Source organism: Pseudomonas sp. ERMR1:02, from assembly GCF_002277815.1.
Taxonomy (GTDB): domain Bacteria; phylum Pseudomonadota; class Gammaproteobacteria; order Pseudomonadales; family Pseudomonadaceae; genus Aquipseudomonas.
The window spans coordinates 175,488-199,832 of sequence record NZ_NKJI01000009.1; the positions used below are offsets into that span (position 1 = coordinate 175,488).

Consider the following 24,345-nt stretch of genomic DNA (forward strand, 5'->3'; position numbering starts at 1 on the left):
AGCCAAGTGGGCGCCCAAGCTGGACGCCCCTTTTTTACATCAGGAAGGCTCAGCATCCATACGTCGCGCAATCACATCCAACACATCGCACCCGTCACGCAAAGGCACGCAACACAGCAACGCAAAGTCGCTGAGAATTACTGAGTCGGTTGTGATGTCACCGCGCATCGCGAGGTTTTCAAGAATCTGCGTCACGGCTCGGATTCTGTAAGTGGCCGTGCTGAGCAGGGAGTGCAGGGTTGTGTGGTGTTGACGTATAGCGAGGGTAGATCGTCAGCGTTGCTGGTTAAAGCCATATATTCGTTCATGAGTGATTCCTTGAATTGAGGAGATCTACCACTCATCGTCGCCAAACAAAGGGTGGTAGCTGTACGCGGGTTGGCGAACCGGGACAAGGCAAACCGGCAGACCCTAAGGTCTCCCACGCACAGCCACCAAAAAAGCAGCCAAGTGCGTTCAGAAACGCTCCGAGATAACTCGGAGGTTTCTGTGCTTTGTCATCGAGTCGCCAAACCCGATACGCCATTTGGGCGCGTTCGGACTATAGGGCTCATGACAAAGGCACAGCAATGCGCAAGTCTACGGACATTTCCTATCGTGGTGTAGGACGTTGCTCTTTTTGAAAGTTTGCGTCATTCGTCAGCAGCAGGCCGTACCTGAACCAACGCTGTCACCCCGCAAAGTTTCATAATCCCGCCCTTCGGGAGCCTAGGATGAACGCATAAGATCAATCCGCCGCGCACCCAACCCACAGGAATCACAACAATGATCTCGAACCTCGCCAAAGTCGCGCTAATCGCCGGTGCTGTGCTGTTGAGCGCCTGTTCGGGGTGAGCACCACAAGCCGCTATTCTGAAGAAAGCCTGCCGTCAGCCGGCTTCGGCCCGGGGCCTACCAACAACCCCAACAAGATGAATTTCCATGGCAGTGCGCTCGGCAACAGCTTCGGTGAATACAGCTCGGGTCTGCTGCACGATGATTAACGAGCGCAACGGCGGATATAGTCCACCGTTGTGCAATCTGCCTGATGGATCGTGAACGCTGATTTTGCGACTGCTGCGCAGTCGGACGCAGGCTTCGCCAGCTGCTACAGGGGCTGTGGTTGTGAGTGCTATTTGGGTACAGGCACTGCTATCCACTGCCCCAAAACCTTCTGGTAATTCCCCGTCACCTTCGCCAAATGCAGCCACTGATCCACATACAACTTCCAGGTCATGTCATCGCGAGGCAGCAGGTAGGCCTTCTCGCCGTATTGCATGTATTGCGTCGGATTCACCGCGCACAGTCCCGGTTTGAGTTTCTGCTGGTACAGCGCTTCCGAAGCGTCAGTGATCATCACGTCAGCCTTCTTGTCCAACAGCTCCTGAAAGATGGTGACGTTGTCGTGCAACTGCAATTGCGCCTTGGGCAGGAAGGCGTGAACGAAGGCTTCGTTGGTGCCGCCGGCCGGCTCGACCAGGCGAACCGTGGGTTGGTTGATCTGGTCGATGGTTTGGTACAGGGCCTGGTTTTCGCAACGAACCAACGGGATCTTGCCGTCGACGTCGAGGGTGGTGCTGAAGAAGGCTTTTTTCTGCCGTTCCAGGGTTACGGAGATGCCGCCCATGCCGATGTCGCATTTGCCGGCGAGCATATCGGGCATCAGGGTTTTCCAGGTGGTTTGCACCCATTCGACCTTGACGCCGAGGCTGTCGGCCAATGAGCGGGCCATGGCAATGTCGATGCCCGAGTATTCGCCGTCCTCGGCTTTGTAGGTGTAGGGTTTGTAGTCGCCCGTGGTACAGACGCGCAGTTGGCCTTGTTGCATGACGCTGTCCAGATGCGAAGGGCCTTCCTGTGCCTGAGCGCCAAACGATAGGGCGAGCAGGCCACCGAGCATCATTGTGCTTTTGAGGATTTTCATTGTTATCGGGTTTTTGTGATGGGTGGGTTGGTGTACATATCCGTTGCTTGGGTGACGGCTACTTGGGTTTATGTTTGAACAACGCGATCCTCCAGACAGGGCGCGTTATCGTTGACGTCCATCGCGAGCAAGCATCGCTCCTACAGGGGATCACGGCATCTGCCAAAGTTCGAGTCCGGTGCCTGGCAGTTCATCAAGAAGGTGTACGTGGCGCCGCTGACGTCGGCCAGATCGGTGGGATTCATCTTCATTTCGGCCCACATCTTACGATCGGCGACCGTCGCGCCCCAGCCTTTGTCGCTGACGTCGTGGATGAAATCGCCCACGGTGCGCTTGTTGTAGTTGTAAACGGGCGGTGCCTTTCAGCAGGCTGAGGAGGGGATTACAGTTTTGTCAGCTGGGGGCGCGGGTTACTGGCGTTTGGTGGTCTTTTCCGACGACGCCACGGTGCCGCTGCCGCAATTGATGTAAGAAGAAGACTTCAGCCAGCGTTGATCCGGATAGTAGGAAAACAGCAACTGCCCGTCCTTCATCGAATCGATCAGCCGATGCGCAATTGCCGGCCGGACCGCCGGGCAGCCGAGGCTTCTGCCGATGCGGCCGTTGGCGCGTGCCAGTACCGGACTGACATACGGTGCGCCGTGAATGACGATTGCCCGGTCAAACGCGTTATCGTTGAAACCCGGTTCCAGACCTTCCATGCGCAACGAATAGCCGTTCTGGCCGCGATAACTTTCCTGCGTACGGAACAGGCCGAGGCTTGTGGCAAAGCTTTCGTTCTGGTTGGAGAACTGGGTAGCCATGTTTTCGCCGCTGTTGCGGCCATGGGCGACGAGTTCGTGGAAGAGCAATTTGCGCTTTTTCAGGTCGAACACCCACAGCCGTTGTTCGGTCGAAGGCATGGAGTAATCGATCACTGCTAGTCTCTGTGCCGGGGCTGCGCCTTGAGCGCGGGAGCATTGGGTAGCACGGACTGCCAGGGCGATGACCTTGGCATTGGCATTTGGAGCGGCTTTGGCCAGCGCGACTTCAAGCGAATCGGCGTAGGCTGCTGGTATGAAGGCCGACGTCAACAGCAGCGCTGTGAGTAGACAGCCAAAGCGATATAGCGCCATAAGTGAATCTCATCAGGAATATGTCGAGTCTAGCAGTGAGTGAGCGCTAGCTTTTTGATTTGCGGGAGATTAGGGATTATTCATGGTGCATTTAACAAGGTTATTCGTCATAAGCCGCATATTTTTTATGGTCTTTCTGATCGGCGGCGCTGCGCATGGGGAAACGTCGCCGAACGTGCTGGTATCTCCGGCAGTTAGTGAGGTGAGCGCGGCGCCCGACGATGTCGTGGGGCAAGGGATTCAAGCAATGCTTGAACCTCTGCAATCGGCGTTTCCGCCGCTGCTCACTTCGCGCAAGCATCAACGGGTGGATATCAATCGCGTGGTCCTGGATTTCTATGCTCATCGCAACTATCGCGCCGCCTGGACCAACGGCGATGTGAACCAGTTGCTTAAAAGCCTGAATGACACTGAAACTGATGGCTTGAACCCTGGGGATTTCCGTGGTGCCCAGTTGGCCGAGGCGCAACTGGCGTTGCAGGCCACCGCACCGACGCCGGCGCAATCGGCGGCTTTCGATATCGCGCTGACCCGCACCTACATCACCGCGCTGCTGCAATTGCGGCGCGGCAAGGTCGATCCGTCCCGGCTGGATTTTCATTGGAACTTCGATCCGGTCGGGGTCGATCCCCGTGAGGACGTGAACAGTTTCTTTGCCGCTCTCGATGATCACGACGTGGCACGCGCGTTCGCTCAGGCGCCGCCGCAAGAGGCGGTTTATCGCAGCATGCGTGAGGCCCTGGCGCAGCTGCGTCAGGTTCAGGCTGCTGGCGGTTGGCCGAAAATCGCCGAGGGGCAGTCACTCAAGCCGGGGATGGACGGCGCGGCGGTCGCACAGTTGCGTGCCCGTCTGGTGGCCGGTGGGTATCTGGAACCGCACAAGAGCAAACGAAACGATTACGACGACAAAGTCATTGCGGCAGTGAAGAAGTATCAGCTCGAGCAGTACCTGGGCGCGGATGGTGTGGCGGGGGCATCGACACTGGAGGCGCTGAATGTGCCCGTCGAGGCACGGATCGATCAGGTCCGGGTGAACATGGAGCGGGCGCGTTGGTTGTTGTACAAACTTCAGGGCACTTTTGTCGTCGTTGACATCGCCGGCTATAAAGTTGCGCTGTACCGCGACGGTCAGCCCATCTGGCGTTCCCGAGTACAGGTCGGCAAGCCGTTTCGCAGCACACCAGTGTTTCAGTCCGAGATTACCTACATCACGTTCAACCCCACCTGGACCGTACCGCCGACGATTCTGGTCCAGGATATGCTGCCCAAGATTCAACAGAACCCGGGATACCTGGCGGCCAGCCGGATCAAAGTCCTGGATCGGGCAGGCAATGTGCTCGATCCGTCGACCGTCGACTGGAGCAACGCACGCGGTTTAACGCTGCGCCAGGATGCCGGCCCTGAAAACTCATTGGGGCAGGTGGTCATTCGGTTCCCCAACGACTACGCGATTTATCTGCACGACACGCCCCATCGCGAACTGTTTGCCAAGTCCATGCGCGCCACTAGCTCCGGATGCATTCGGGTAGAGAACCCGCTGCAGTTGGTCGAACTGTTGTTCAACGACCCGGTGCGCTGGAACAGTGAGGGCATTCAAAAGCAGTTGGCCAATGGCAAGACCGAAAACATCAGGCTACCGGTCAGGGTGCCTGTGCTGTTGGCTTACTGGACTGTCGACCTGAGTAAAGAAGGGCGGGTGACGTTCAAACCCGACGTTTATGGCTACGACACTCCGGTACTGCGGCAGCTGGATTTGCCTTCCAAACTGCCCGCTCTGCAATTGCCCGGGGCTGAAGCCACAATGGTTGTAACAGGGCAAAGCCAGTAACGACAGGGAAGAGGCAGGATTTTTTTGATGCGCTCGATGAGCATTTCAATATGAGAATCCTGCCATCGTTCGAGACGGGTCACATTCGATGAACTCGACAGATTGATCTGAGGGCCACAGCAGGTCCGAACCACTTGATATGTGGTTGCCATTTATCCCCGATTACCCCGTAGACTACGCGCACAAAAACTAAGGGCTTTTGGGCTTGTGCCCGTGCGTTGCCCTTAAAGGACGAATTTTTTGCCCACGCGCCTTCACGACCTGCACCACGCTCCCGGCGTCGCATTGAAACGCATACCGCTGCGCAAGGCAGCGGTATTGTTCATTGCCACGGTGTGTCTGTGCCTGTGCGCTTTGCTTTATCTGCAACTGGAGCAATCCCGGCGTCATGACCTGAGCCAGGCCCAGGTCGCCTCGTCGAACCTGACGCGGGCCATGGCACAGCAGGCCGAAGACACGTTCATGAAGGCTGATCTGGTGCTGACCAGTCTGGTGGACTGGATTCAGGTCGACGGTTTCGGTCCACCCCTGAGGCCCCGTCTGCAGAAAACCTTCGCCCGGCGCGTACAGGCGCTCGACCAGCTGCATGGCATCTTGCTGTTCGACCAGAAGGGCCAATGGGTGGTGACTTCGTTCGATAATCTGCCTCGCGGCCCCGGCGTGGCGGATCGTGAGTATTTCAAGTTCCACCAGCAGAACGTGTCGTCCGAGGCGCACATCGGCCCGGCCATTCGCAGTCGGGAAAATGGCGAATGGATCATTCCGGTTTCCAAGCGGGTGAACGACAAAAACGGCCAGTTTCAGGGCGTGTTGCTGGCCGGGATCAAAATGTCGTACTTCGACCAGTTCTTCAAAAGCTTCAGCATCGATGACAACGGCTCGATGTTCCTGGGATTGACCGATGGAACGCTGCTGGCGCGCCGGCCATTTTTGGAGTCTCAAATCGGCACGTCATTGGCTCAGGGCGAAATCTTTCAGAAACTGCTGCCCCAGGCGTCCTCCGGCAACGCGATGTTCACTTCGGTGGTGGATGGCGTTGTCCGCTTGTATGGCTACCGGCAGCTGGAGGCTTACCCGCTGGTCGTCTCGGCGGCATCGTCCAGGGATTCGATTCTGGCGCGGTGGTACGAAACGGCGTTTCGTTCCAGCATCATCGTCGCGCTGGTCATGCTCGGCGTGGCACTGTTCGGTTGGGTATTCATCCGCCAGGTGCGAGTCGGCGAACGGGTCGAGGCGGATTTGCGCAATGCACAACACGCGCTGGAGTTGATCGCCACCCACGACAGCCTGACCGGTCTGGGCAACCGCCGATTGTTCGAGCGGGCGCTGGAAATCGAGTTCGGGCGCGGCGCACGCCAGCACAGTCCGCTGAGCCTGATCATGCTCGATATCGATTACTTCAAGCGCTACAACGACACTTACGGCCATGTGGTGGGCGATCACTGCCTGGCCGAGGTGGCGCGGGCCGTGAAGGGTTGCTGTCATCGCAAGGCCGATCTGGCGGTGCGCTACGGCGGTGAAGAATTTGCGGTGTTGCTGCCCGACACCGACCTGCATGGCGCCATGACCATCGCCGAGCAAATCCGTCGCAGTGTCATCGACAAGAACATCAGCCACAGCGGATCGCCCGCGGGGTACGTCACGGTAAGCCTTGGCTGTTATTCGTTTGTGCCAATGGGGCGCGACAGCATGGAAGTGTTCATCCAGCGCGCGGACGCGGCGCTGTATCAGGCCAAGCATTCGGGGCGAAATCGCTCGGCTGTGCTGTCGATGGAGGGCGGCGAGGCGCTGATGCGTTCGGATCGTTGAAGCGTTTGTCTTGTTGTTTCACCTGCGTAACACCCCGGCGAGCCGACTGTCTGCCTGTCAGAGTCCGTTCAATTGATCGTCTAAAGTTCCGTTAGCTCTGCCCACTGCGGCAGGTCTCCCAAACGTACGGACGATCACCAACATGTTGATATCTCGAGCATTGACAGCCGTTGTTCTGACCGTTGCAGCCTGCGCTATCTTTCCGCTGGTCAGTCAGGCGCAATCGAAAGTCACATTCGAAGAAGCTCACACCATTGGTGTTGAAGCCTATATCTATTTCTACCCGCTGCTGACCATGGACATCACCCGCCAGCAGTCCACCAACATCGAACCGGTCAAGGAGTTCGATAAAGGACCGATGAATACGTTTGTGAACGTGCCGCAGTATCCACCTGCGAATGTCAAAGGCGTGGTGCGTTCGAATTTCGACACCCTGTATTCCATCGCCTGGCTCGACTTGACCAAGGAGCCGCTGGTGATCGCTGCGCCGGACACTTCCGGGCGCTTCTACTTGCTGCCAATGCTTGATATGTGGAGCGATGTGTTCGCCTCACCGGGCTGGCGCACCACAGGCACCAACGCCTCGCAGTTTTTGGTGACACCACCAGGCTGGACCGGCACGGTGCCTGCCGGTTTGAATCATCTGCCGGCGCCGACGCCTTATGTCTGGGTTATCGGCCGCACCAAAACCGACGGTTCGGCGGACTACGAAGCTGTGCACAAGATCCAGGCCGGCTACACCGTGACGCCTTTGTCGCGGCTGGGCAAAAGCGCTGAGTCGGTCAGCGTCACGGTCGACCCAGCCGTGGATATGAAGACCCCGCCGAAAATCCAGGTCGACACGATGTCGGCAGCCAGGTACTTCGCCTACGCTGCCCAATTGCTCAAAATGCATCCGGCCCACAGTACCGATCAACCGATGCTGGCGCAGATCGAGCGGATCGGCATCGAGCCCGGCAAGTCGTTTGACATGGACGCGCTTGACCCTGAAATCAAGGCTGCGCTGCAAACCGTGCCTGAAGAAGCGCAGGCACTGATGAAGTGGAAAGTGGAAACCCTGGCGCGGGTGGTCAACGGCTGGTCAATCATGCGTCTGTACGGGCCGAAGGCCGAAGCGTTGAACGGCAAGTGGGATCCGCCGCCGGTCAAGCAGATGTAGCCATCCAATAGTAGAAGCCGGGCAATTGAAGCAGGCGACGATGACTTACCATCGGCCGCCTTTACGCGTTCAGCTGCCCGTTCCGCCACCGGCACCCCCGGTTCCACCGCCCGCCGAACCGGTGCCACCACCAGCGCCCGAACCTGAGCCAGAGCCGCTGGCGCCGCCTGCACTGCCGCTTGATGACCCCGTGGCGCCGCCATCGCCAGCGTTGCCGCCCGAGGGGGCTGGTGCCGCTTGCATGACGAGTGGCTGTTATCTCGGGGGAAACCATTCACCACTCCATGGCCTGTCGATAACCCTGTGGGAGCGAGCTTGCTCGCGATGAGGGTGAGTCAGTCAAAGTTTAAGTTATCTGATACACCGCCATCGCGAGCAAGCTCGCTCCTACATCAGCCGACGCAACCACCGAGCGGCTTCGAGGTCACAACCTGAACACCCAGCCAAACGGACCGGTGGCCATGAAAAAGCTGCGAATCGCGACCTTCAATGTCAACGGCATGCGCGCCCGTCTGCCGAACCTGCTGACCTGGCTTGAGCGCGAACAACCGGACATTGCCTGTTTGCAGGAGCTCAAGTCGGTCGACAGTGCCTTTCCCGACTCCGAGCTTGAGGCGGCAGGCTACGGCGCGGTCTGGCAAGGGCAGACGTCATGGAACGGGGTGGCAATTCTGGCGCGGGATGCGCAGCCGCTGGAGAGTCGGCGAGGATTGCCGGGCGATGAAGGTGACAGTCAAAGTCGCTATCTGGAAGCCGCCGTGCATGGGGTGCTGGTGGGCTGCCTGTACCTACCGAATGGCAACCCGCAGCCGGGACCGAAATTCGATTACAAACTGGCGTGGTTCGAGCGGCTGATCCGCTACGCGCAGGCGCTGCAAAGCAGCGATCATCCCGTGGTGCTGGCCGGTGACTACAACGTGGTCCCCACCGATCTGGATATCTACAACCCGCGCTCCTGGCTCAAGGACGCGTTGCTGCAACCGCAGAGCCGCGCGTGTTATCAGCGTCTGCTGGATCAGGGCTGGACCGATTCGCTGCGACATCTGTATCCGCAGGATCGGCTCTACACCTTCTGGGATTATTTCCGCCAGCACTGGCAGAAGAACTCGGGGTTGCGTATCGATCATCTGCTGCTCAACCCGGCGCTGAGTCCTTACTTGCAGGACGCTGGCGTCGATGCGTGGGTGCGCAACGAACCGCATGCCAGTGATCATGCGCCGACCTGGATTCAACTCGGCTCGCGCAAGCGTCATTGATTTTTCCCGCAGGGCGATTGGCTAAATCAATTGTCAGCGGCAGCGGTTCATCCCTTATACATAGCGCCCATTGGCGGAGCGATCCGCAGCCTGCGTACATAAGGACTGAACGATGAGCGAGCCACGCCTGACGAACCGTACGCTGTACCTGCAACGTCTGGGCTTCGATGCGCCCCCGGCGGCGACCCTGGAGACCTTGCGTCAGCTTCAATTGCGCCACACCGGCGCTTTCCCGTTTGAAAACCTCACCACGCTGTCGGGCGAACCGGTGCTGATCGACCTGCCATCGGTAGAGCGCAAAGTCCTGCACGACGGGCGCGGCGGGTACTGCTACGAACTCAACAATCTGTACCTGGCCTTGCTTCAAGAACTGGGTTTTGACGCGCGTGCTATAAGCGGTCGCGTGGTCATGGGCCAACCCGAAGGCGCATGGACTGCCCGCACGCACCGTTTGAGCCTGGTGACCCTGGACGGCGAGCGCTACATCACTGACGTCGGCTTCGGTGGCATGGTGCCTACCGCGCCGCTGTTGCTTGATAGCAGGGCCGAACAACTCACTCCCCACGAACCGTATCGCATCGAGCAACACACCGATGGCTACACCCTGCGCGCCAAGGTCGGGGAAGAGTGGCGCGCGATGTACATTTTCGACCTGCAACGCCAGGAGGACATCGATTACACCGTCGGCAACTGGTACGTCTCGACCCATCCCGAATCATCCTTCGCAAGGCAGCTGATGGTGGCGCGGACCGGGGAAGGGTGGCGACGTACCCTCAACAACGGCAATTTTGCGATCCATCGCCTGGGCCGCGACAGCGAACGTCGGCAGGTGGCCGATGTGCGGGAACTGATTGCATTGCTGGATAGCGAATTCGGCATTCGGGTGCCGGCCCATGCGACATTGGTACGTACGCTTGAGCGCTTGATCGAGCCGCAATAGGCATTACATCGTGCACACAAAAAAGGGGCAGATTGAATCAATCTGCCCCTTTTTGCATCGGGTCTAGGGTCGAGCTTCAGGCTCCATCACGCGGTGAATTTCTCTGAGGGCTTCCGAGAGTTTTTTCTCCAGGCTTTTCAACTCGGGAGTCGTGATCCCCTTCTTGAGGTGCCCGGCAGTTGCGGACTCTGCAACTTGTTCAGTCAACAGTGCCCGACGCAGTGTGTTGTTGATGGGGGATGTATTTCAAGGTTTGATGCGCAGTGGCACACAGTCTGCATGGCCAACCGTTCATAATTTGAATGGCAAGTTGTATACAACTCTATAGACATTTGTCCTGAGTATTGAATACAGTGTGCGCATAACAAAAACCAGGGAACCCCCTAACATGAAAACGCCCCATGTTTCACACCAACGGCCTGAAGACGAAAACCTCGGGATCGGCGCGAATATGGCTTACGGCCTGCAACATGTTCTGACCATGTACGGCGGCATCGTCGCGGTGCCTTTGATCATTGGTCAGGCTGCCGGGCTGTCGCCGGCGGACATCGGTTTGTTGATTGCTGCTTCATTGTTTGCGGGGGGGCTGGCCACGTTGCTGCAAACCCTGGGCTTACCGTTTTTTGGTTGTCAGTTGCCACTGGTGCAGGGCGTGTCGTTCTCTGGTGTCGCGACCATGGTGGCGATTGTCAGCAGCGGCGGTGAGGGCGGGTTTCAGTCGATTCTGGGGGCGGTGATTGCGGCGTCCCTGATCGGCTTGCTGATAACGCCGGTGTTCTCGCGAATCACCAAGTTCTTTCCACCGCTGGTCACGGGGATCGTGATCACCACCATCGGCCTGACATTGATGCCGGTGGCTGCACGCTGGGCCATGGGCGGCAACAGCCATTCCCCGGAGTTCGGCAGCATGGCCAATATCGGCCTGGCTGCGGTGACGCTGGTGCTGGTGCTGTTCTTGAGCAAAATCGGTAGCGCGACCATCTCCCGTCTGTCGATCCTGCTGGCGATGGTCATCGGCACGATCATCGCGGTGTTCCTTGGCATGGCGGATTTCTCGTCCGTTACTCAAGGCCCGATGTTTGGCTTCCCGACGCCGTTCCACTTCGGTATGCCGACCTTCCACTTCGCCGCGATCCTGTCGATGTGCATCGTGGTGATGGTAACCCTGGTGGAAACCTCGGCGGACATCCTGGCGGTCGGTGAGATCATCGACACCAAGGTCGACTCCAAGCGTCTGGGTAACGGCCTGCGTGCCGACATGTTGTCGAGCATGATCGCACCGATCTTCGGCTCCTTCACCCAAAGTGCCTTCGCCCAGAACGTCGGGCTGGTGGCGGTCACCGGCATCAAGAGTCGTTTTGTGGTGGCCACCGGCGGTCTGTTCCTGGTGATTCTCGGCCTGCTGCCATTCATGGGCCGGGTGATCGCTGCGGTGCCGACCTCCGTCCTCGGCGGCGCCGGGATCGTGCTGTTCGGCACCGTGGCTGCCAGCGGCATTCGTACGCTGTCCAAGGTCGACTATCGCAACAACGTCAACCTGATCATCGTCGCCACCTCCATCGGCTTCGGCATGATCCCGATCGCTGCGCCGAACTTTTACGACCACTTCCCAAGCTGGTTCGCCACAATCTTCCACTCGGGCATCAGCTCCTCGGCGATCATGGCCATCGTATTGAACCTGACCTTCAACCACCTCACGGCCGGTAACTCCGACCAGCAGTCGGTGTTTGCAGCGGGTACCGAACGGGTTCTGCGCTATCAGGATCTGGCGGCGCTGCGCGAAGGGGATTACTTCAGCGACGGCAAGCTGCACGACTGCGATGGCAAGGAGATTCCGGTGGTGGAATCGGCGCATGGCACTGTGGACCCGCGACCGGTGCTGGCCAAGAGCAGTGAGCATGTTTGATGTTGCTGAACAGGTCGTTTGCTGACAGCTGACAGCTGACAGCTGGCACTGTCATTGCTAAGAAACGAAAGGGCAGGGGGGGATCGTATCCTCTCTGCCCTTTTTGCATGGGGCGATGCGGTGGGAGGAAATTCACTACGCTGTTAATTCAGGGAAACCTTCAACGATCTGGTTGCATGATTAGCGGATGTGCAAATGAAGCGAATACTGCTGTGCCTTGCCATCACGGTGGTGCTGATTTTGATGATTCCAGCGGTGATGGGCGCCATGAACTGGCCGCTGAGCGATGCGGTGGCCGTAATCGGTGTTCTGTCGGTGTCGGCAGCTTTAGTGGCTTTGTTGGCACCAGGCAAGGGCAAGGCGCAGTGCAAGGTGCTGGAAGTCTGGATGTCGGCGGATGCCGAACAGGCTGGAACGTACAACGCGTTGTGGTCGTTTTCGTTGAATGCCCGCGTGACCAACACCGGAGAGGTTGAGGAGCTGCTGGAGGACGTCGAACTCAAGGTCAGCAAGGGCGGCGAAATATTTCGTACTGCCAAAGCCATCTTTGGCGCTGGCCCTGTTGGCCTGCAGGAAGGAACGATATTGCCGTATTCATTGGCGCCAGGGGTGAGTATCGAGACCCGAGGGATTTGCCACTTGAGCATGAAGCCGGTGGAAATGGAGCGCCTGGCTGGCGCAACACAACCGCCCTGGACAGTCACCTGCACCTTCATCTTTTCACGCAGCCGTAAGAAGGTCGTCCAGTTGAGCGTTGATAACCCGCATTGGTCTTAGGGTATTGCCCACAAAAAAGCCCCTGAATCTTTCGATTCAGGGGCTTTTCGATATTGCTGTCTGGCTCCACGACCTGGACTCGAACCAGGGACCCAGTGATTAACAGTCACTTGCTCTACCAACTGAGCTATCGCGGAATGGCGCCTATGTTACTGATTCAAAAAGAGAAGTCAAGCATCTGATAGCAAATGGGCCGATTCAATGGGACGGACGGTGGTTTATCGGTGATTGGCGGTTACCAGAACTGCCTCAGGGGTCTACCATGGCCGCCCGGAAGTGGTTACACGCGCTACCGGCCATTCGCCGAAAAGGTACGCGCCATGACTCACCCAACTGCCACATATGGAAACAACGAGGTGTTCGCATGAGCATCGCCCAGATCAGCCTGCCCAAAGGTGTCGGCCCGCACGCCGAGAAGTTGTTCGACGCGATTACTCAGGCGAGTAATGCGCACGAATTGAACCGCGCAGGGGGCAAGGCCGAAGGTTTTGTCCTGGGCCTGGAAAGCACCAAAGCGATCAAGAGCCAGGTCGCTGAATCGCTGTACGTTGCCTTTGACGATGCCGCCAGTCTGCGCGCGACCGAACTGGCCTAACCGCCGAAAGTAATCGTTCCGAGCATCAGTTTGGCGTAAAGCGCCGTGGCGCCCAATTGCACCAGCCATAAGGCCAGACCGCCGAGAAACACGCCGGCAGCGACTTGCATCACCAGGTTGTTGCCGCGTTTGGCCGGGGTGCGGGGGGTGAAGTCATCCAGGTCATCACGGTCAGCGCGGAGGTCATCGATTTTCATGGGGGCTCTCGTCAGAATTCTCGGGTGTACACAACACCTGTAGGAGCAGGCTTGCTCGCGATTGCGATTGACCAGCCACCATCAACGGTGACTGTTACGGCCTCTTCGCCAGCAAGCCGGCTCCTACAATGTAGATGTGTGCAGTTTAGAGGGCTTGGTTGGTGGTTTGAGAATTATCTGGGGCGCATCCGTCACGACCCATCGCAGTCAGCGCGTAGGTCATCGATTTTCATGGGGGCTCTCGTCAGAATTCTCGGGTGTACACAACACCTGTAGGAGCCGGCTTGCTGGCGAAGGCTTTTTCATTGGCGCTGCATGCCGCACGGCCGCCTTCGCTGGCAAGCCAGCTCCTACACAAATGCGTACACACGATGATTTTGTGGACGCCACCAATCCTGTAGGAGCCGGCTTGCTGGCGAAAGCGGCACGTACACATCTGGACCTAGACTTTTACGACGTTACGTCATCTTCACACCTAGCCTTAGCTCTTTCTACCTAAACAGGAGGGCAAAGGATTGCCCACTCGTTCCCACGCCAACCAACTGCGCGCCGGTCGCCATTCCCAATCTGGACAAATTTACCTGCTTACCGCCGTGACCCACCTGCGTGAACCGGTGTTCCGCGATTGGCGAGCGGGACGCTTGGTGGTGGATCAATTTCGTCTGGCCCGCACAGAAGGACGGGCAGAATCGCTAGCCTGGGTGGTGATGCCCGACCATTTTCACTGGCTGGTCGAACTCCAGAACAGCACGCTGCCGGAATTGATGCTTGCAACCAAATCGCGCAGCGCGAGGGAGATCAATGCCTACTTGGGTCGCTCGGGCAAATTTTGGCAAAAAGGTTTCCACGATCGCGCTATCCGCCGTGAAGAAAATCTGTTGACTGTGGCCCGTTACATCATCGCCAACCCGTTGCGTGCAGGCTTGGTCAGACGCGTTCATGACTATTCGTTGTGGGATGCCATATGGATATAGATGCCGGATTGCTGGCGAGGGCGTTTTCATTGGCGCCGCACTACTCACGACCGCCTTGGCTTGGGCGAGTCCATCCAATTACAAAAAACGCGTACTCAATGATTTTGTGGACGCGACCAAACCTGGAGCCGGCTTGCTGGCGATTGCGATTGACCAGCCGCCATCAATGGTGACTGTTGCGGCCTCTTCGCCAGCAAGCCGGCTCCTACAATGTAGATGTGTGCAGTTTAGAGGGCTTGGTTGGCGGTTTGAGAATTATCTGGGGCACAAAAAAACGGGAAGCCCGAAGGCTTCCCGTTTTTCATATTACGGCGCGGTTCAGATCACCTGAACGATCGCATCCGTTACGACCTTGATGTTGCTCTGGTTCAACGCGGCAACGCAGATACGGCCGGTGTCCAGGGCGTAGATGCCGAACTCGTTGCGCAGACGGGTCACTTGCTCAACTGTCAGGCCGGAGTAGGAGAACATGCCGCGCTGACGACCGACGAAGCTGAAATCGCGTTGCGGTGCGTTTTTCGCCAGCAGCTCAACCATCTGGGTGCGCATGCCGCGAATCCGCAGGCGCATTTCGGCCAGTTCGGCTTCCCACTGGGCGCGCAGTTCCGGGCTGTTGAGTACAGCAGCAACGATGCTTGCGCCGTGGGTCGGCGGGTTGGAGTAGTTGGTGCGGATCACGCGTTTGACTTGCGACAGTACGCGCGCGCTTTCTTCTTTCGATTCGCTGACGATCGACAGGGCGCCAACGCGCTCGCCGTACAACGAGAACGATTTGGAGAACGAGCTGGAAACGAAGAAGGTCAGGCCCGATTCTGCGAACAGACGCACGGCAGCGGCGTCTTCGTCGATGCCATCGCCAAAGCCCTGATAGGCCATGTCGAGGAACGGCACGTGACCTTTGGCTTTCACGGTTTCCAGAACGTTTTTCCAATCCGCCGGGCTCAGGTCGACGCCGGTGGGGTTGTGGCAGCAGGCGTGCAGCACAATGATCGAGCCGTTAGGCAGGGCGTTCAGGTCTTCCAGCAGACCGGTGCGGTTCACGTCGTGGGTCGCGGCGTCGTAATAGCGGTAGTTCTGCACCGGGAAACCGGCGGTTTCGAACAGCGCGCGATGGTTTTCCCAGCTCGGGTCGCTGATCGCAACGACGGCGTTCGGCAGCAGTCGCTTGAGGAAGTCGGCACCGATTTTCAGTGCGCCAGTACCACCAACGGCTTGGGTAGTGATGACCCGGCCAGCGGCGATCAGTGGCGAATCATTGCCGAACAGCAGTTTTTGCACGGCCTGGTCGTAGGCGGCGATGCCGTCGATTGGCAGGTAGCCACGGGAAGCGTGTTGAGCGACGCGAATCGTTTCGGCTTCGACAACGGCGCGCAGGAGTGGAATTCGCCCCTCCTCGTTGCAGTAAACACCGACCCCCAGGTTGACTTTGTCAGTACGGGTATCGGCATTGAATGCTTCGTTGAGGCCCAGGATTGGATCGCGTGGTGCCATTTCGACAGCGGAGAACAGGCTCATTTTTGCGGCGGCTCTGAATGGGGAGTGGAGGGACGTGTGGCGCTCCAGCCGAATGCACTAGAGCGGTGCACAAACGGGGAGCTAGTATAGAGGCCATCGGCGATTGATGGCGACAGACGATTCGGCTTTTTGGGTAAGTTTTTCCGATTATTTTTCGATCGTTAGTCGATTGGCCGCATCAAAGACTTCATGGGATGTAGGACGTTTGTCTTGAAAGCGCGGGCAATCGACACCACATTGAGCACAATCCAGTTTTTTCCTCGGGCGACGTGCGTCGTTTGCGGCCGTTCTCGTTTCTGCCGGTTTGACTGCGCAGGCGCGATTCCCTGCTCCGAGAACCGCGCTCCGAGAACTACGCTCCGAGAACTACGCTCCGAGAACTACGCTCCGAGAACCGAGAGGTATGCATGTCTGAATTTCAGCTGGTCACCCGTTTCGAGCCTGCCGGCGATCAGCCGGAAGCCATCCGCCTGATGGTCGAGGGCATCGAAGCCGGGTTGGCGCACCAGACGTTGCTCGGTGTGACCGGCTCGGGCAAGACCTTCAGCATCGCCAACGTAATCGCCCAAGTGCAACGTCCGACCTTGGTGCTGGCGCCAAACAAGACCCTGGCCGCGCAGCTGTACGGCGAATTCAAGGCGTTCTTCCCGAACAATGCGGTGGAGTATTTCGTTTCCTACTACGACTACTACCAGCCCGAAGCCTACGTGCCGTCGTCCGACACCTTCATCGAGAAGGACGCCTCGATCAACGACCACATCGAGCAGATGCGCCTGTCTGCGACCAAGGCGTTACTGGAGCGCAAGGACGCGATCATCGTCACCACGGTGTCATGCATTTACGGGCTGGGCAGTCCGGAAACCTATTTGAAAATGGTGTTGCACGTGGATCGCGGCGACAAGCTGGATCAGCGTGAGTTGCTGCGGCGTCTGGCCGATCTGCAATACACCCGCAACGACATGGATTTCGCCCGGGCGACTTTCCGCGTGCGTGGCGACGTGATTGATATCCACCCGGCGGAATCCGATTTTGAAGCGATCCGCATCGAGCTGTTCGATGATGAAGTGGAAAGTCTGTCGGCGTTCGATCCGCTGACCGGCGAAGTCATTCGAAAGCTGCCGCGTTTCACCTTCTACCCGAAAAGCCACTACGTGACGCCACGGGAAACCCTGATGGGCGCCGTCGAAGGGATCAAGGTCGAGTTGAAGGAGCGCCTGGAGTACCTGCGTTCCAACAACAAGCTGGTGGAAGCCCAGCGTCTGGAGCAGCGCACCCGTTTCGACCTGGAGATGATCCTCGAACTGGGCTACTGCAACGGTATCGAAAACTACTCGCGTTATCTGTCCGGCCGTGAAGCCGGCGCACCTCCACCGACCCTTTACGACTACCTGCCGGCCGACGCCTTGCTGGTAATCGATGAATCCCACGTCAGCGTGCCGCAGGTCGGGGCCATGTATAAAGGTGACCGTTCGCGTAAAGAGACGCTGGTGGAATATGGTTTTCGCCTGCCGTCGGCGCTGGATAATCGGCCGATGCGTTTCGACGAATGGGAAAGCATCAGCCCGCAGACGATCTTCGTTTCGGCGACACCGGGCAACTATGAAGCCGAACACGCCGGGCGTGTCATTGATATGGTGGTGCGGCCGACCGGCCTGGTGGACCCGCAAATCGAGATCCGCCCTGCGCTGACTCAGGTCGACGACTTGCTGTCGGAAATCGGCAAGCGTGTGGCGCTCGAGGAGCGCGTACTGGTCACCACGCTGACCAAACGCATGGCCGAAGACTTGACCGATTACCTGGCCGACCACGGCGTTCGGGTGCGTTACCTGCACTCGGACATCGACACCGTGGAGCGGGTGGAAATCATCCGTGATTTGCGCCTCGGCACCTTCGATGTGCTGGTGGGGATCAACTTGCTGCGCGAAGGTCTGGATATGCCGGAAGTCTCGCTGGTGGCGATCCTCGATGCGGACAAGGAAGGCTTCCTGCGTTCCGAGCGCTCGCTGATCCAGACCATCGGCCGGGCGGCGCGTAACCTCAATGGCCGGGCGATTTTGTATGCCGATCGCATCACCGGTTCCATGGAGCGGGCGATCGGCGAAACCGAGCGTCGGCGCGACAAGCAGATTGCCTTCAACCTGGCCAACGGCATCACGCCTAAAGGTGTATTCAAGGACGTTGCCGACATCATGGAAGGCGCCACCGTGCCGGGCTCGCGCAGCAAGAAGCGCAAGGGCATGGCCAAGGCCGCCGAGGAAAGCGCCAAATACGAAGCCGAACTGCGCTCGCCTGGCGAGGTAGCCAAGCGTATCAAGGCGTTGGAAGAGAAGATGTACCAACTCGCTCGCGACCTGGAGTTCGAGGCCGCGGCGCAGATGCGCGACGAGATAACCAAGTTGCGGGAGCGGTTGATCACAGTTTGATCTCTAGCGCCTGATAGGGCCTCTTCGCGGGCAAGCCTCGCTCCTACGGGTCATCACCGAGCCCTGTAGGAGCGAGGCTTGCCCGCGAAGGCTGCAGCACGGTCTTAATGTGCTTCGCCAGCCTTGAGCCCCGCCGGCAATGTCCTGGTCAACAACACCGCCAACATGCTGATCCCCAGCGCAATCCCGACAAAATGAAACGCATCGTTGTAGGCCATGATCGACGCCTGCTGGTGGGCGATTTCACTGAGCTTGCCCAGCGCCGCGGTTTCGCTGCCCAGCCTGTCGGTCAAGGACGCCAGGCGTTCGGCCACCTGCGGGTTGCTCGGCACAATGGACTCGCGCAAGTAGTCGAAGTAGACCTTGGTTCGCGCATCCAGCAGCGTGGCGAGGAGGGCGATGCCGATGGCACCGCCGAGGTTGCGCAGGATGTTGAACAGGCTCGATGCTGAACCCGCATCCTTGGGCAGGATGTACGAAGTGGCGATCAGCGAGATGGTCACCATGATCAGCGGCTGGCCCAGCGCGCGGATAATCTGGATGTGATTGAACTGCGGCCCGGCGAAGTCCGGGTTCAGCACCCCCGAAGAAAAACTCGCCAGGCCGAACAGACCGAAGCCCACCGTGCACAGCCATTTCGGCGAGACATATTTCATCAGCTTGGGCACCAGCGGAATCAAAAACAGCTGTGGCACGCCCATCCACATGATCACTTCGCCGATTTGCAGGGCGTTGTAGTTCTGAATCTGCGCCAGGTAGAGCGGCAACAGATAGATCGAGCCGTACAAGCCGACCCCCATTCCGACACTGGAAATGCTGGATAAACCGAAATTGCGGTTACCAAGGATGCCGAGGTTGATCAACGGATTGGGCTTGGAAAACTGCACGATTACAAAGGTGATCAGGCTGATCAGCGCGATGCTGCCAAGTGTCACGATCAGGTCCGATTCGAGCCAGTCCTTGCGATGGCCTTCCTCCAGAAACACCTGCAAACAGCCGAGGCCGACGCCGAGGGTGACAATCCCTGCGTAGTCGGTGCTTTTCAGGAGTTCCCAGTGCGCTTCTTTCTTCTCCAGGCCGTACATCAGCCCGGCGATCATGATCAGGCCGGGCGGTATGTTGATGTAGAAAATGTATTCCCAACCCCAGTTCTCGGTCAGCCAGCCGCCGAGTGTAGGGCCGATGGACGGAGCGAAGGTGGCGGTCATCGCGAACATGGCCATGCCTTTGGCGCGGTGATGCTCGGGCAGTTTGATCAGGGTCAGGGTGAACGCCAGTGGAATCAGCGCGCCGCCGGTAAAGCCTTGCAGGGCGCGGAAGACAATCATGCTCTCCAGGCTCCAGGCCATGGAGCACAGCAGCGAGGCGAATAGAAAACCGAGGGATACCCACACCGCCAGGCGGCGGGCAGACAGCAGCTGCACCAGCCATGCAGTCAGCGGAATCATGATGATTTCCGCCACCAGGTACGAGGTGGAAATCCACGAGCCTTCTTCGAGGGTCGCCGACAGCGCGCCCTGAATATCCTTGAGCGATGAGTTGGTGATCTGGATGTCCAGCACCGCCATGAAGGCGCCGAGCATTACGCTCATCACCGCGATCCAGTCCCGCCGGGTCGGTTCCCCGACGGGGCGGATCAGTTGATCACCGGCCATCGTCTGGGGTGTCTTCGCTGTTCACCTTGGCAGTGACAACTTCAGGCGCGTCCTTGATGTTCACTTTGGCGGTGACGGACATGCCCGGCCGGATCTTGCCGCGCAGCGGATTGTCGGCGGCGAAGGTCAGTTTTACCGGAATCCGCTGTACGACTTTGGTGAAGTTGCCCGTGGCATTGTCCGGCGGCAACAGGCTGAACTGCGCACCCGAGGCGGCGAACAGGCTGTCGACCCGCGCTTCGATCGGCGTGTCGCCGTAGGCATCGAAAGTCAGTTCTGCTTTCTGACCAGGTTGCATACGGCCGATCTGGGTTTCCTTGAAGTTGGCCTGAATCCAGATGTCTTCATCGGGCACTATCGACAGCAAGTAGGCACCGGCCTGCACGTATTGGCCTTCGCGGGCGGCGCGCTGACCGATCAGGCCGCTAATGGGCGCGTGGATCTCACTGCGGGTGAGGTTCAGTTCGGCTTGAGCCAGATCGGTTCTGGCGTTGGCAATCTGCGCGTCGAGGCGTTTGATTTCGGCGGTCAACGCGTTGACTTGCTGACGTTGACCCTGGGCATCCGCCTGGGCTTTGCTCAGTTGCGATCGGGCGATGTGGTTGTCGGCGGAGAGGGTGGTCACCCGTTCTTCCGAGACGTAACCGGGTTTGCGCAGGGTCTGGGCGCGGGCCAGGTCGATTTGCGAGCGACTCAGGCTCGCTTGGGTGGAGGCAACTTGCGCGTCGCTGGCGGCAATCAGGCTGGCTTGCTGGGTCAGTTTGCTCTGGGCTTGCAGGCGTTCGGCCTGGCGGGTTGCGAGAGTCGCGTTGGCGCGGTCGACGGCGAGGTTAAAGTCATCGCCTTCGAGTTTTATCAACAACTGGCCTTTCTCGACGTGCTGGTTGTCCTGCACAAGCACTTGATCGATGCGCGCGCCCAACTGACTCGACACACGGGTGATTTCGCCCTGGACATAGGCGTTGTCAGTGCTTTCATAAAACCGTCCCTTGAAAAACCATTGGGCAAAAAAGCCCCCGGCTATCAGCAGGACAATCATCAGGAACGTAAACAGGCGACGCTTGAGTTGGGCAGGCATGGGGCAAACTGTAGTCGAGAATATGTAAGGAAAGTTATCAGCAGGTGAATCTGGCATACAGCCGATAAATGGTAAATGCCATCGGCTGATATTCGGCCATTCACCGCGCCATACGGGCGTTGTAGACGCAACCTTGGCTTAAATGCCCTGTTCACTGGAGCCGGGCGGGCTGCGCCTGTTACCATTCGCGCCTTGTTTGATTTCGCTTTTTATTCTTTTCGAGACATGCCATGACCACCGTCCGCACTCGCATCGCGCCATCGCCTACCGGGGACCCCCACGTAGGTACCGCTTACATCGCATTGTTCAACTACTGCTTTGCCAAGCAGCACGGCGGTGAGTTCATCCTGCGGATCGAAGACACCGACCAATTGCGTTCGACCCGCGAGTCCGAACAACAGATTTTCGACGCTCTGCGCTGGTTGGGCATCGACTGGAGCGAAGGCCCGGATGTCGGCGGCCCGCACGGTCCATACCGTCAAAGCGAGCGCGGCGATATTTATCAGAAGTACTGCCAGCAGCTTGTGGAGCTCGGCCATGCCTTCCCGTGCTTCTGCACCGCTGAAGAACTGGATCAGATGCGCGCCGAACAAATGGCCCGTGGCGAAACCCCACGTTACGACGGTCGCGCGCTGCTGCTGTCCGCGGATGAAGTCGCGCGCCGCCTCGCCGCTGGCGAGCCACACGTGATCCGCATGAAGGTGCCGAGCGAAGGCGTCTGCGTGGTCCCGGACATGCTGCGTGGCGATGTCGAAATCCCGTGGGATCGCATGGACATGCAAGTCTTGATGAAGACCGACGGCCTGCCGACGTACTTCCTGGCCAACGTGGTCGATGACCACCTGATGGGCATCACCCATGTACTGCGCGGTGAAGAGTGGCTGCCATCGGCGCCGAAACTGATCCTGCTGTACGAATACTTCGGCTGGGAACAGCCGGAGCTGTGCTACATGCCGCTGCTGCGTAACCCGGACAAGAGCAAGCTGTCCAAGCGCAAGAACCCGACCTCGGTGACGTTCTATGAGCGCATGGGCTTCATGCCGGAAGCCATGCTCAACTATCTGGGCCGCATGGGCTGGTCGATGCCGGACGAGCGCGAGAAGTTCTCCTTGCAGGAGATGGTCGATCACTTCGACCTCAAGCGTGTTTCCCTCGGAGGGCCGATTTTCGATATCGAGAAACTGTCCTGGCTCAACGGCCAGTGGCTGCGCGACCTGCCGGTAGAAGAGTTCGCCGCACGCGTGCAGAAGTGGGCGTTGAATTCTGAATACATGATGAAGATCGCGCCGCACGTGCAGGGCCGGGTTGAAACCTTCAGCCAGGTCGCACCGCTGGCCGGGTTCTTCTTCGCTGGTGGCGTCAATCCGGACGCCAAACTGTTTGAATCGAAGAAGCTCTCGGGCGATCAGGTGCGTCAGTTGATGCAGTTGATCCTGTGGAAGCTGGAAAGCCTGCGTCAGTGGGAGAAGGACAGCATCACCGCGACGATCCAGGCAGTGGTCGAATCCCTTGAGCTGAAGTTGCGTGATGCCATGCCGCTGATGTTCGCGGCGATCACGGGGCAGGCCAGCTCGGTATCGGTGCTCGATGCGATGGAAATCCTCGGTCCGGACCTGACCCGTTTCCGCTTGCGCCAGGCGATCGACCTGCTGGGCGGCGTGTCGAAGAAAGAAAACAAAGAGTGGGAAAAGCTCTTGGGCAACATCGCCTGACCCGCGCGCACCTGTTTCGCCTGTAGGAGCGAGGCTCGCCCGCGAAGAGCGATGACGCGGTGCAGCAGACACACCGCAGCGTCTAGTTCGCCGGCAAGCCTGGCTCCTGCAGGGGCGAATACATCCCCGGGATTCCGGGGGAGGGCGGTAAGTGATTGTTATGTCGGCAAAAAATTTTAAATATTTTGAAAAATAAGTTTGACAGGCTTTCGATACGCCCTTAAGATTCGCCCCGTCCTCAGCGATGAGGGGCTATAGCTCAGCTGGGAGAGCGCTTGCATGGCATGCAAGAGGTCGACGGTTCGATCCCGTCTAGCTCCACCAATTTACACTTCAAGGTCTGGCCACACCGGCCTTGAAGCGATCAACACTCAGCGTTGATCAGTTGTATAGAAGGGTTTGCGTCCCCTTCGTCTAGTGGCCTAGGACACCGCCCTTTCACGGCGGTAACAGGGGTTCGAGTCCCCTAGGGGACGCCAGTTTTACAGAAGCGATGTTGCAAGATGTCGCTCCGCCGCGAGGCGAAAAATCTGGGGCTATAGCTCAGCTGGGAGAGCGCTTGCATGGCATGCAAGAGGTCGACGGTTCGATCCCGTCTAGCTCCACCAATTTTACAGTTCAAGGTCTGGCCACACCGGCCTTGAATCGATCAGCTCTCAGCACTGATCAGTTGTATAGAAGGGTTTGTGTCCCCTTCGTCTAGTGGCCTAGGACACCGCCCTTTCACGGCGGTAACAGGGGTTCGAGTCCCCTAGGGGACGCCACGATTACCCGCTCTGCGGGATTTTATAAGGGTCATTCAATTATTGAATGGCCCTTTTGTTTGTCTGGCGTTTGGCCAAATCCCCCCATTTCTTTCAAACTGTTCTTCAGACCAGCGGTCACATCCACGGCTTGCAGAAAATTATTATGAGAATAATATTCTAGTCGTAATATTCGGAGGCAACGATGAACGATAAAAAAGCTCAAACCCGCGAACGCATCCTCAAGGCCGCCAGCACAGCGCTGATTCAGCGCGGCCCGGCCGATCCGAGCGTGGGCGAAGTGATGGGCGCAGCCGGCCTGACCGTCGGCGGCTTCTATGCGCACTTCGAAAGCAAGGACGCGATGATGCTGGAGGCGTTCAAGCAATTGCTGGGTCGTCGTCGTGACCTGATTGCCGACATGGATGCCGAGTTGACCGGTGAAGAGCGTCGCACCCTGGTCGCTGCGTTCTACCTGTCGCGCAAGCACCGTGATTCCAGCGAGTCTGCGTGCCCGATCCCGGCCTCGATCGGTGAACTCGGACGTCTGCCTGAGACGTTCCGCATTGCGCTGAACGAGCACTTGGAAATGATGGTCGCGCAGTTGGCGGCCAGTCCTGAAGACACCGACAAAGCCTTGGCCGACATAGCCTTGATGGTGGGCGGTCTGGCGCTGGCACGGGCGCTGGGACCAGGTGATTTATCCGATCGATTGCTACGCGCTGCCAAGTCGGCGGTGCGCTGACCTGAAGGCTAGCCT

Annotated in this window: 17 protein-coding genes, 5 tRNA genes and 4 pseudogenes; 17 read left to right on the plus strand and 9 right to left on the minus strand. The window is 58.5% G+C overall.

Features of this window, described 5'->3' with window-relative positions; all coding sequences use genetic code 11:
• Positions 1-39 precede the first annotated feature (39 nt).
• Positions 40-308: pseudogene (locus CES87_RS33255) on the minus strand (short-chain dehydrogenase).
• A 457-nt stretch (positions 309-765) separates the two neighbouring features.
• On the opposite strand from CES87_RS33255, the pseudogene CES87_RS18020 reads away from it, so the two are divergent.
• Positions 766-983: pseudogene (locus tag CES87_RS18020) on the plus strand (hypothetical protein).
• A 128-nt stretch (positions 984-1,111) separates the two neighbouring features.
• Here CES87_RS18020 and CES87_RS18025 read toward each other — a convergent pair.
• The 3 genes and pseudogenes from CES87_RS18025 to CES87_RS18035 all read right to left on the minus strand — a co-directional run bounded on the left by CES87_RS18025 (position 1,112) and on the right by CES87_RS18035 (position 3,018).
• Positions 1,112-1,903, minus strand: coding sequence for a transporter substrate-binding domain-containing protein (locus CES87_RS18025; RefSeq protein WP_128607182.1), 792 nt, complete (start codon positions 1,901-1,903; stop codon positions 1,112-1,114).
• Positions 1,904-2,067: 164 nt separating this feature from the next.
• Positions 2,068-2,250, minus strand: a pseudogene (locus tag CES87_RS18030) (copper oxidase); the annotation flags it as partial.
• Between the two features lie 63 nt (positions 2,251-2,313).
• On the minus strand, positions 2,314-3,018 hold the full coding sequence (locus CES87_RS18035) for a murein L,D-transpeptidase catalytic domain family protein (RefSeq protein ID WP_128607183.1): 705 nt from the start codon (positions 3,016-3,018) through the stop codon (positions 2,314-2,316).
• Between the two features lie 82 nt (positions 3,019-3,100).
• On the opposite strand from CES87_RS18035, the gene CES87_RS18040 reads away from it, so the two are divergent.
• From CES87_RS18040 to CES87_RS18070, 7 genes and pseudogenes are all read left to right on the plus strand, one after another.
• On the plus strand, positions 3,101-4,846 hold the full coding sequence (locus CES87_RS18040) for a murein L,D-transpeptidase (protein WP_128607184.1): 1,746 nt from the start codon (positions 3,101-3,103) through the stop codon (positions 4,844-4,846).
• Between the two features lie 240 nt (positions 4,847-5,086).
• Positions 5,087-6,655, plus strand: a complete 1,569-nt coding sequence (locus CES87_RS18045; RefSeq protein ID WP_128607185.1) for a GGDEF domain-containing protein — start codon at positions 5,087-5,089, stop codon at positions 6,653-6,655.
• 142 nt (positions 6,656-6,797) lie between these two features.
• Positions 6,798-7,757 (plus strand): annotated as a pseudogene (locus CES87_RS18050) (DUF1254 domain-containing protein); the annotation flags it as partial.
• A 518-nt stretch (positions 7,758-8,275) separates the two neighbouring features.
• A complete protein-coding gene (gene xth, locus CES87_RS18055) occupies positions 8,276-9,070 on the plus strand; it encodes an exodeoxyribonuclease III (RefSeq protein ID WP_128607187.1) in 795 nt (264 codons plus the stop codon).
• A gap of 112 nt (positions 9,071-9,182) precedes the next feature.
• Positions 9,183-10,010, plus strand: coding sequence for an arylamine N-acetyltransferase (locus tag CES87_RS18060; protein WP_128607188.1), 828 nt, complete (start codon positions 9,183-9,185; stop codon positions 10,008-10,010).
• Between the two features lie 388 nt (positions 10,011-10,398).
• Positions 10,399-11,916: a nucleobase:cation symporter-2 family protein gene (locus CES87_RS18065; RefSeq protein WP_128607189.1), complete on the plus strand. Its 1,518-nt coding sequence runs from the start codon at positions 10,399-10,401 to the stop codon at positions 11,914-11,916.
• 195 nt (positions 11,917-12,111) lie between these two features.
• Positions 12,112-12,693 carry a hypothetical protein gene (locus CES87_RS18070; protein WP_128607190.1) on the plus strand — a complete coding sequence of 194 codons (582 nt, stop codon included), beginning with the start codon at positions 12,112-12,114 and terminating at the stop codon, positions 12,691-12,693.
• A gap of 61 nt (positions 12,694-12,754) precedes the next feature.
• Here the strand turns inward: CES87_RS18070 and CES87_RS18075 are convergent.
• Positions 12,755-12,830: transfer RNA gene (locus tag CES87_RS18075), tRNA-Asn, on the minus strand.
• A gap of 227 nt (positions 12,831-13,057) precedes the next feature.
• Here CES87_RS18075 and CES87_RS18080 point away from each other — a divergent pair.
• Entirely contained in the window at positions 13,058-13,288 is a 231-nt protein-coding gene (locus CES87_RS18080) for a hypothetical protein (RefSeq protein ID WP_128607191.1), read from the plus strand.
• On the opposite strand, the gene CES87_RS18085 is transcribed toward CES87_RS18080, so the two are convergent.
• Positions 13,285-13,485 carry a hypothetical protein gene (locus CES87_RS18085; RefSeq protein ID WP_128607192.1) on the minus strand — a complete coding sequence of 67 codons (201 nt, stop codon included), beginning with the start codon at positions 13,483-13,485 and terminating at the stop codon, positions 13,285-13,287. The genes CES87_RS18080 and CES87_RS18085 overlap by 4 nt on opposite strands.
• 515 nt (positions 13,486-14,000) lie before the next feature.
• Here CES87_RS18085 and CES87_RS18090 point away from each other — a divergent pair.
• Positions 14,001-14,459 (plus strand): transposase, encoded by a 459-nt coding sequence (locus CES87_RS18090; protein ID WP_128607193.1) that lies wholly within the window; start codon positions 14,001-14,003, stop codon positions 14,457-14,459.
• A 318-nt stretch (positions 14,460-14,777) separates the two neighbouring features.
• Here CES87_RS18090 and CES87_RS18095 read toward each other — a convergent pair whose 3' ends face one another.
• The gene (locus tag CES87_RS18095; protein ID WP_128607194.1) at positions 14,778-15,974 is read right to left on the minus strand and encodes an amino acid aminotransferase; all 1,197 of its coding nucleotides are present in this window, start codon (positions 15,972-15,974) and stop codon (positions 14,778-14,780) included.
• Between the two features lie 407 nt (positions 15,975-16,381).
• Between CES87_RS18095 and uvrB the strand changes: the two genes are divergently transcribed.
• Positions 16,382-18,397: an excinuclease ABC subunit UvrB gene (gene uvrB, locus CES87_RS18100; RefSeq protein WP_128607195.1), complete on the plus strand. Its 2,016-nt coding sequence runs from the start codon at positions 16,382-16,384 to the stop codon at positions 18,395-18,397.
• 104 nt (positions 18,398-18,501) lie between these two features.
• On the opposite strand, the gene CES87_RS18105 is transcribed toward uvrB, so the two are convergent.
• Entirely contained in the window at positions 18,502-19,992 is a 1,491-nt protein-coding gene (locus CES87_RS18105) for an MDR family MFS transporter (RefSeq protein WP_178081439.1), read from the minus strand.
• A gap of 49 nt (positions 19,993-20,041) precedes the next feature.
• Positions 20,042-21,130, minus strand: a complete 1,089-nt coding sequence (locus CES87_RS18110; protein WP_128607197.1) for an HlyD family secretion protein — start codon at positions 21,128-21,130, stop codon at positions 20,042-20,044.
• A 230-nt stretch (positions 21,131-21,360) separates the two neighbouring features.
• Here CES87_RS18110 and gltX point away from each other — a divergent pair, with 230 nt between their 5' ends.
• The 6 genes from gltX to CES87_RS18140 all read left to right on the plus strand — a co-directional run bounded on the left by gltX (position 21,361) and on the right by CES87_RS18140 (position 24,330).
• Positions 21,361-22,842 carry a glutamate--tRNA ligase gene (gene gltX, locus CES87_RS18115; RefSeq protein ID WP_128607198.1) on the plus strand — a complete coding sequence of 494 codons (1,482 nt, stop codon included), beginning with the start codon at positions 21,361-21,363 and terminating at the stop codon, positions 22,840-22,842.
• A 248-nt stretch (positions 22,843-23,090) separates the two neighbouring features.
• Positions 23,091-23,166, plus strand: a tRNA-Ala gene (locus CES87_RS18120).
• Between the two features lie 79 nt (positions 23,167-23,245).
• Positions 23,246-23,321 (plus strand) — tRNA-Glu (locus CES87_RS18125).
• A gap of 53 nt (positions 23,322-23,374) precedes the next feature.
• Positions 23,375-23,450 (plus strand) — tRNA-Ala (locus CES87_RS18130).
• Between the two features lie 80 nt (positions 23,451-23,530).
• Positions 23,531-23,606 (plus strand) — tRNA-Glu (locus CES87_RS18135).
• A gap of 184 nt (positions 23,607-23,790) precedes the next feature.
• Positions 23,791-24,330, plus strand: coding sequence for a TetR/AcrR family transcriptional regulator (locus CES87_RS18140; RefSeq protein WP_128607199.1), 540 nt, complete (start codon positions 23,791-23,793; stop codon positions 24,328-24,330).
• The last annotated feature ends 15 nt before the right edge of the window (positions 24,331-24,345 follow it).

Bases quoted from the DNA above. Each gene is read 5' to 3' on its own strand.
- CES87_RS18025 (WP_128607182.1), bottom strand. From the start codon at position 1,903: ATGAAAATCCTCAAAAGCACAATGATGCTCGGTGGCCTGCTCGCCCTA.
- CES87_RS18035 (WP_128607183.1), bottom strand. From the start codon at position 3,018: ATGGCGCTATATCGCTTTGGCTGTCTACTCACAGCGCTGCTGTTGACG.
- CES87_RS18040 (WP_128607184.1), top strand. From the start codon at position 3,101: ATGGTGCATTTAACAAGGTTATTCGTCATAAGCCGCATATTTTTTATG.
- xth (WP_128607187.1), top strand. From the start codon at position 8,276: ATGAAAAAGCTGCGAATCGCGACCTTCAATGTCAACGGCATGCGCGCC.
- CES87_RS18060 (WP_128607188.1), top strand. From the start codon at position 9,183: ATGAGCGAGCCACGCCTGACGAACCGTACGCTGTACCTGCAACGTCTG.
- CES87_RS18065 (WP_128607189.1), top strand. From the start codon at position 10,399: ATGAAAACGCCCCATGTTTCACACCAACGGCCTGAAGACGAAAACCTC.
- CES87_RS18070 (WP_128607190.1), top strand. From the start codon at position 12,112: ATGAAGCGAATACTGCTGTGCCTTGCCATCACGGTGGTGCTGATTTTG.
- CES87_RS18080 (WP_128607191.1), top strand. From the start codon at position 13,058: ATGAGCATCGCCCAGATCAGCCTGCCCAAAGGTGTCGGCCCGCACGCC.
- CES87_RS18085 (WP_128607192.1), bottom strand. From the start codon at position 13,485: ATGAAAATCGATGACCTCCGCGCTGACCGTGATGACCTGGATGACTTC.
- CES87_RS18095 (WP_128607194.1), bottom strand. From the start codon at position 15,974: ATGAGCCTGTTCTCCGCTGTCGAAATGGCACCACGCGATCCAATCCTG.
- uvrB (WP_128607195.1), top strand. From the start codon at position 16,382: ATGTCTGAATTTCAGCTGGTCACCCGTTTCGAGCCTGCCGGCGATCAG.
- CES87_RS18110 (WP_128607197.1), bottom strand. From the start codon at position 21,130: ATGCCTGCCCAACTCAAGCGTCGCCTGTTTACGTTCCTGATGATTGTC.
- gltX (WP_128607198.1), top strand. From the start codon at position 21,361: ATGACCACCGTCCGCACTCGCATCGCGCCATCGCCTACCGGGGACCCC.
- CES87_RS18140 (WP_128607199.1), top strand. From the start codon at position 23,791: ATGAACGATAAAAAAGCTCAAACCCGCGAACGCATCCTCAAGGCCGCC.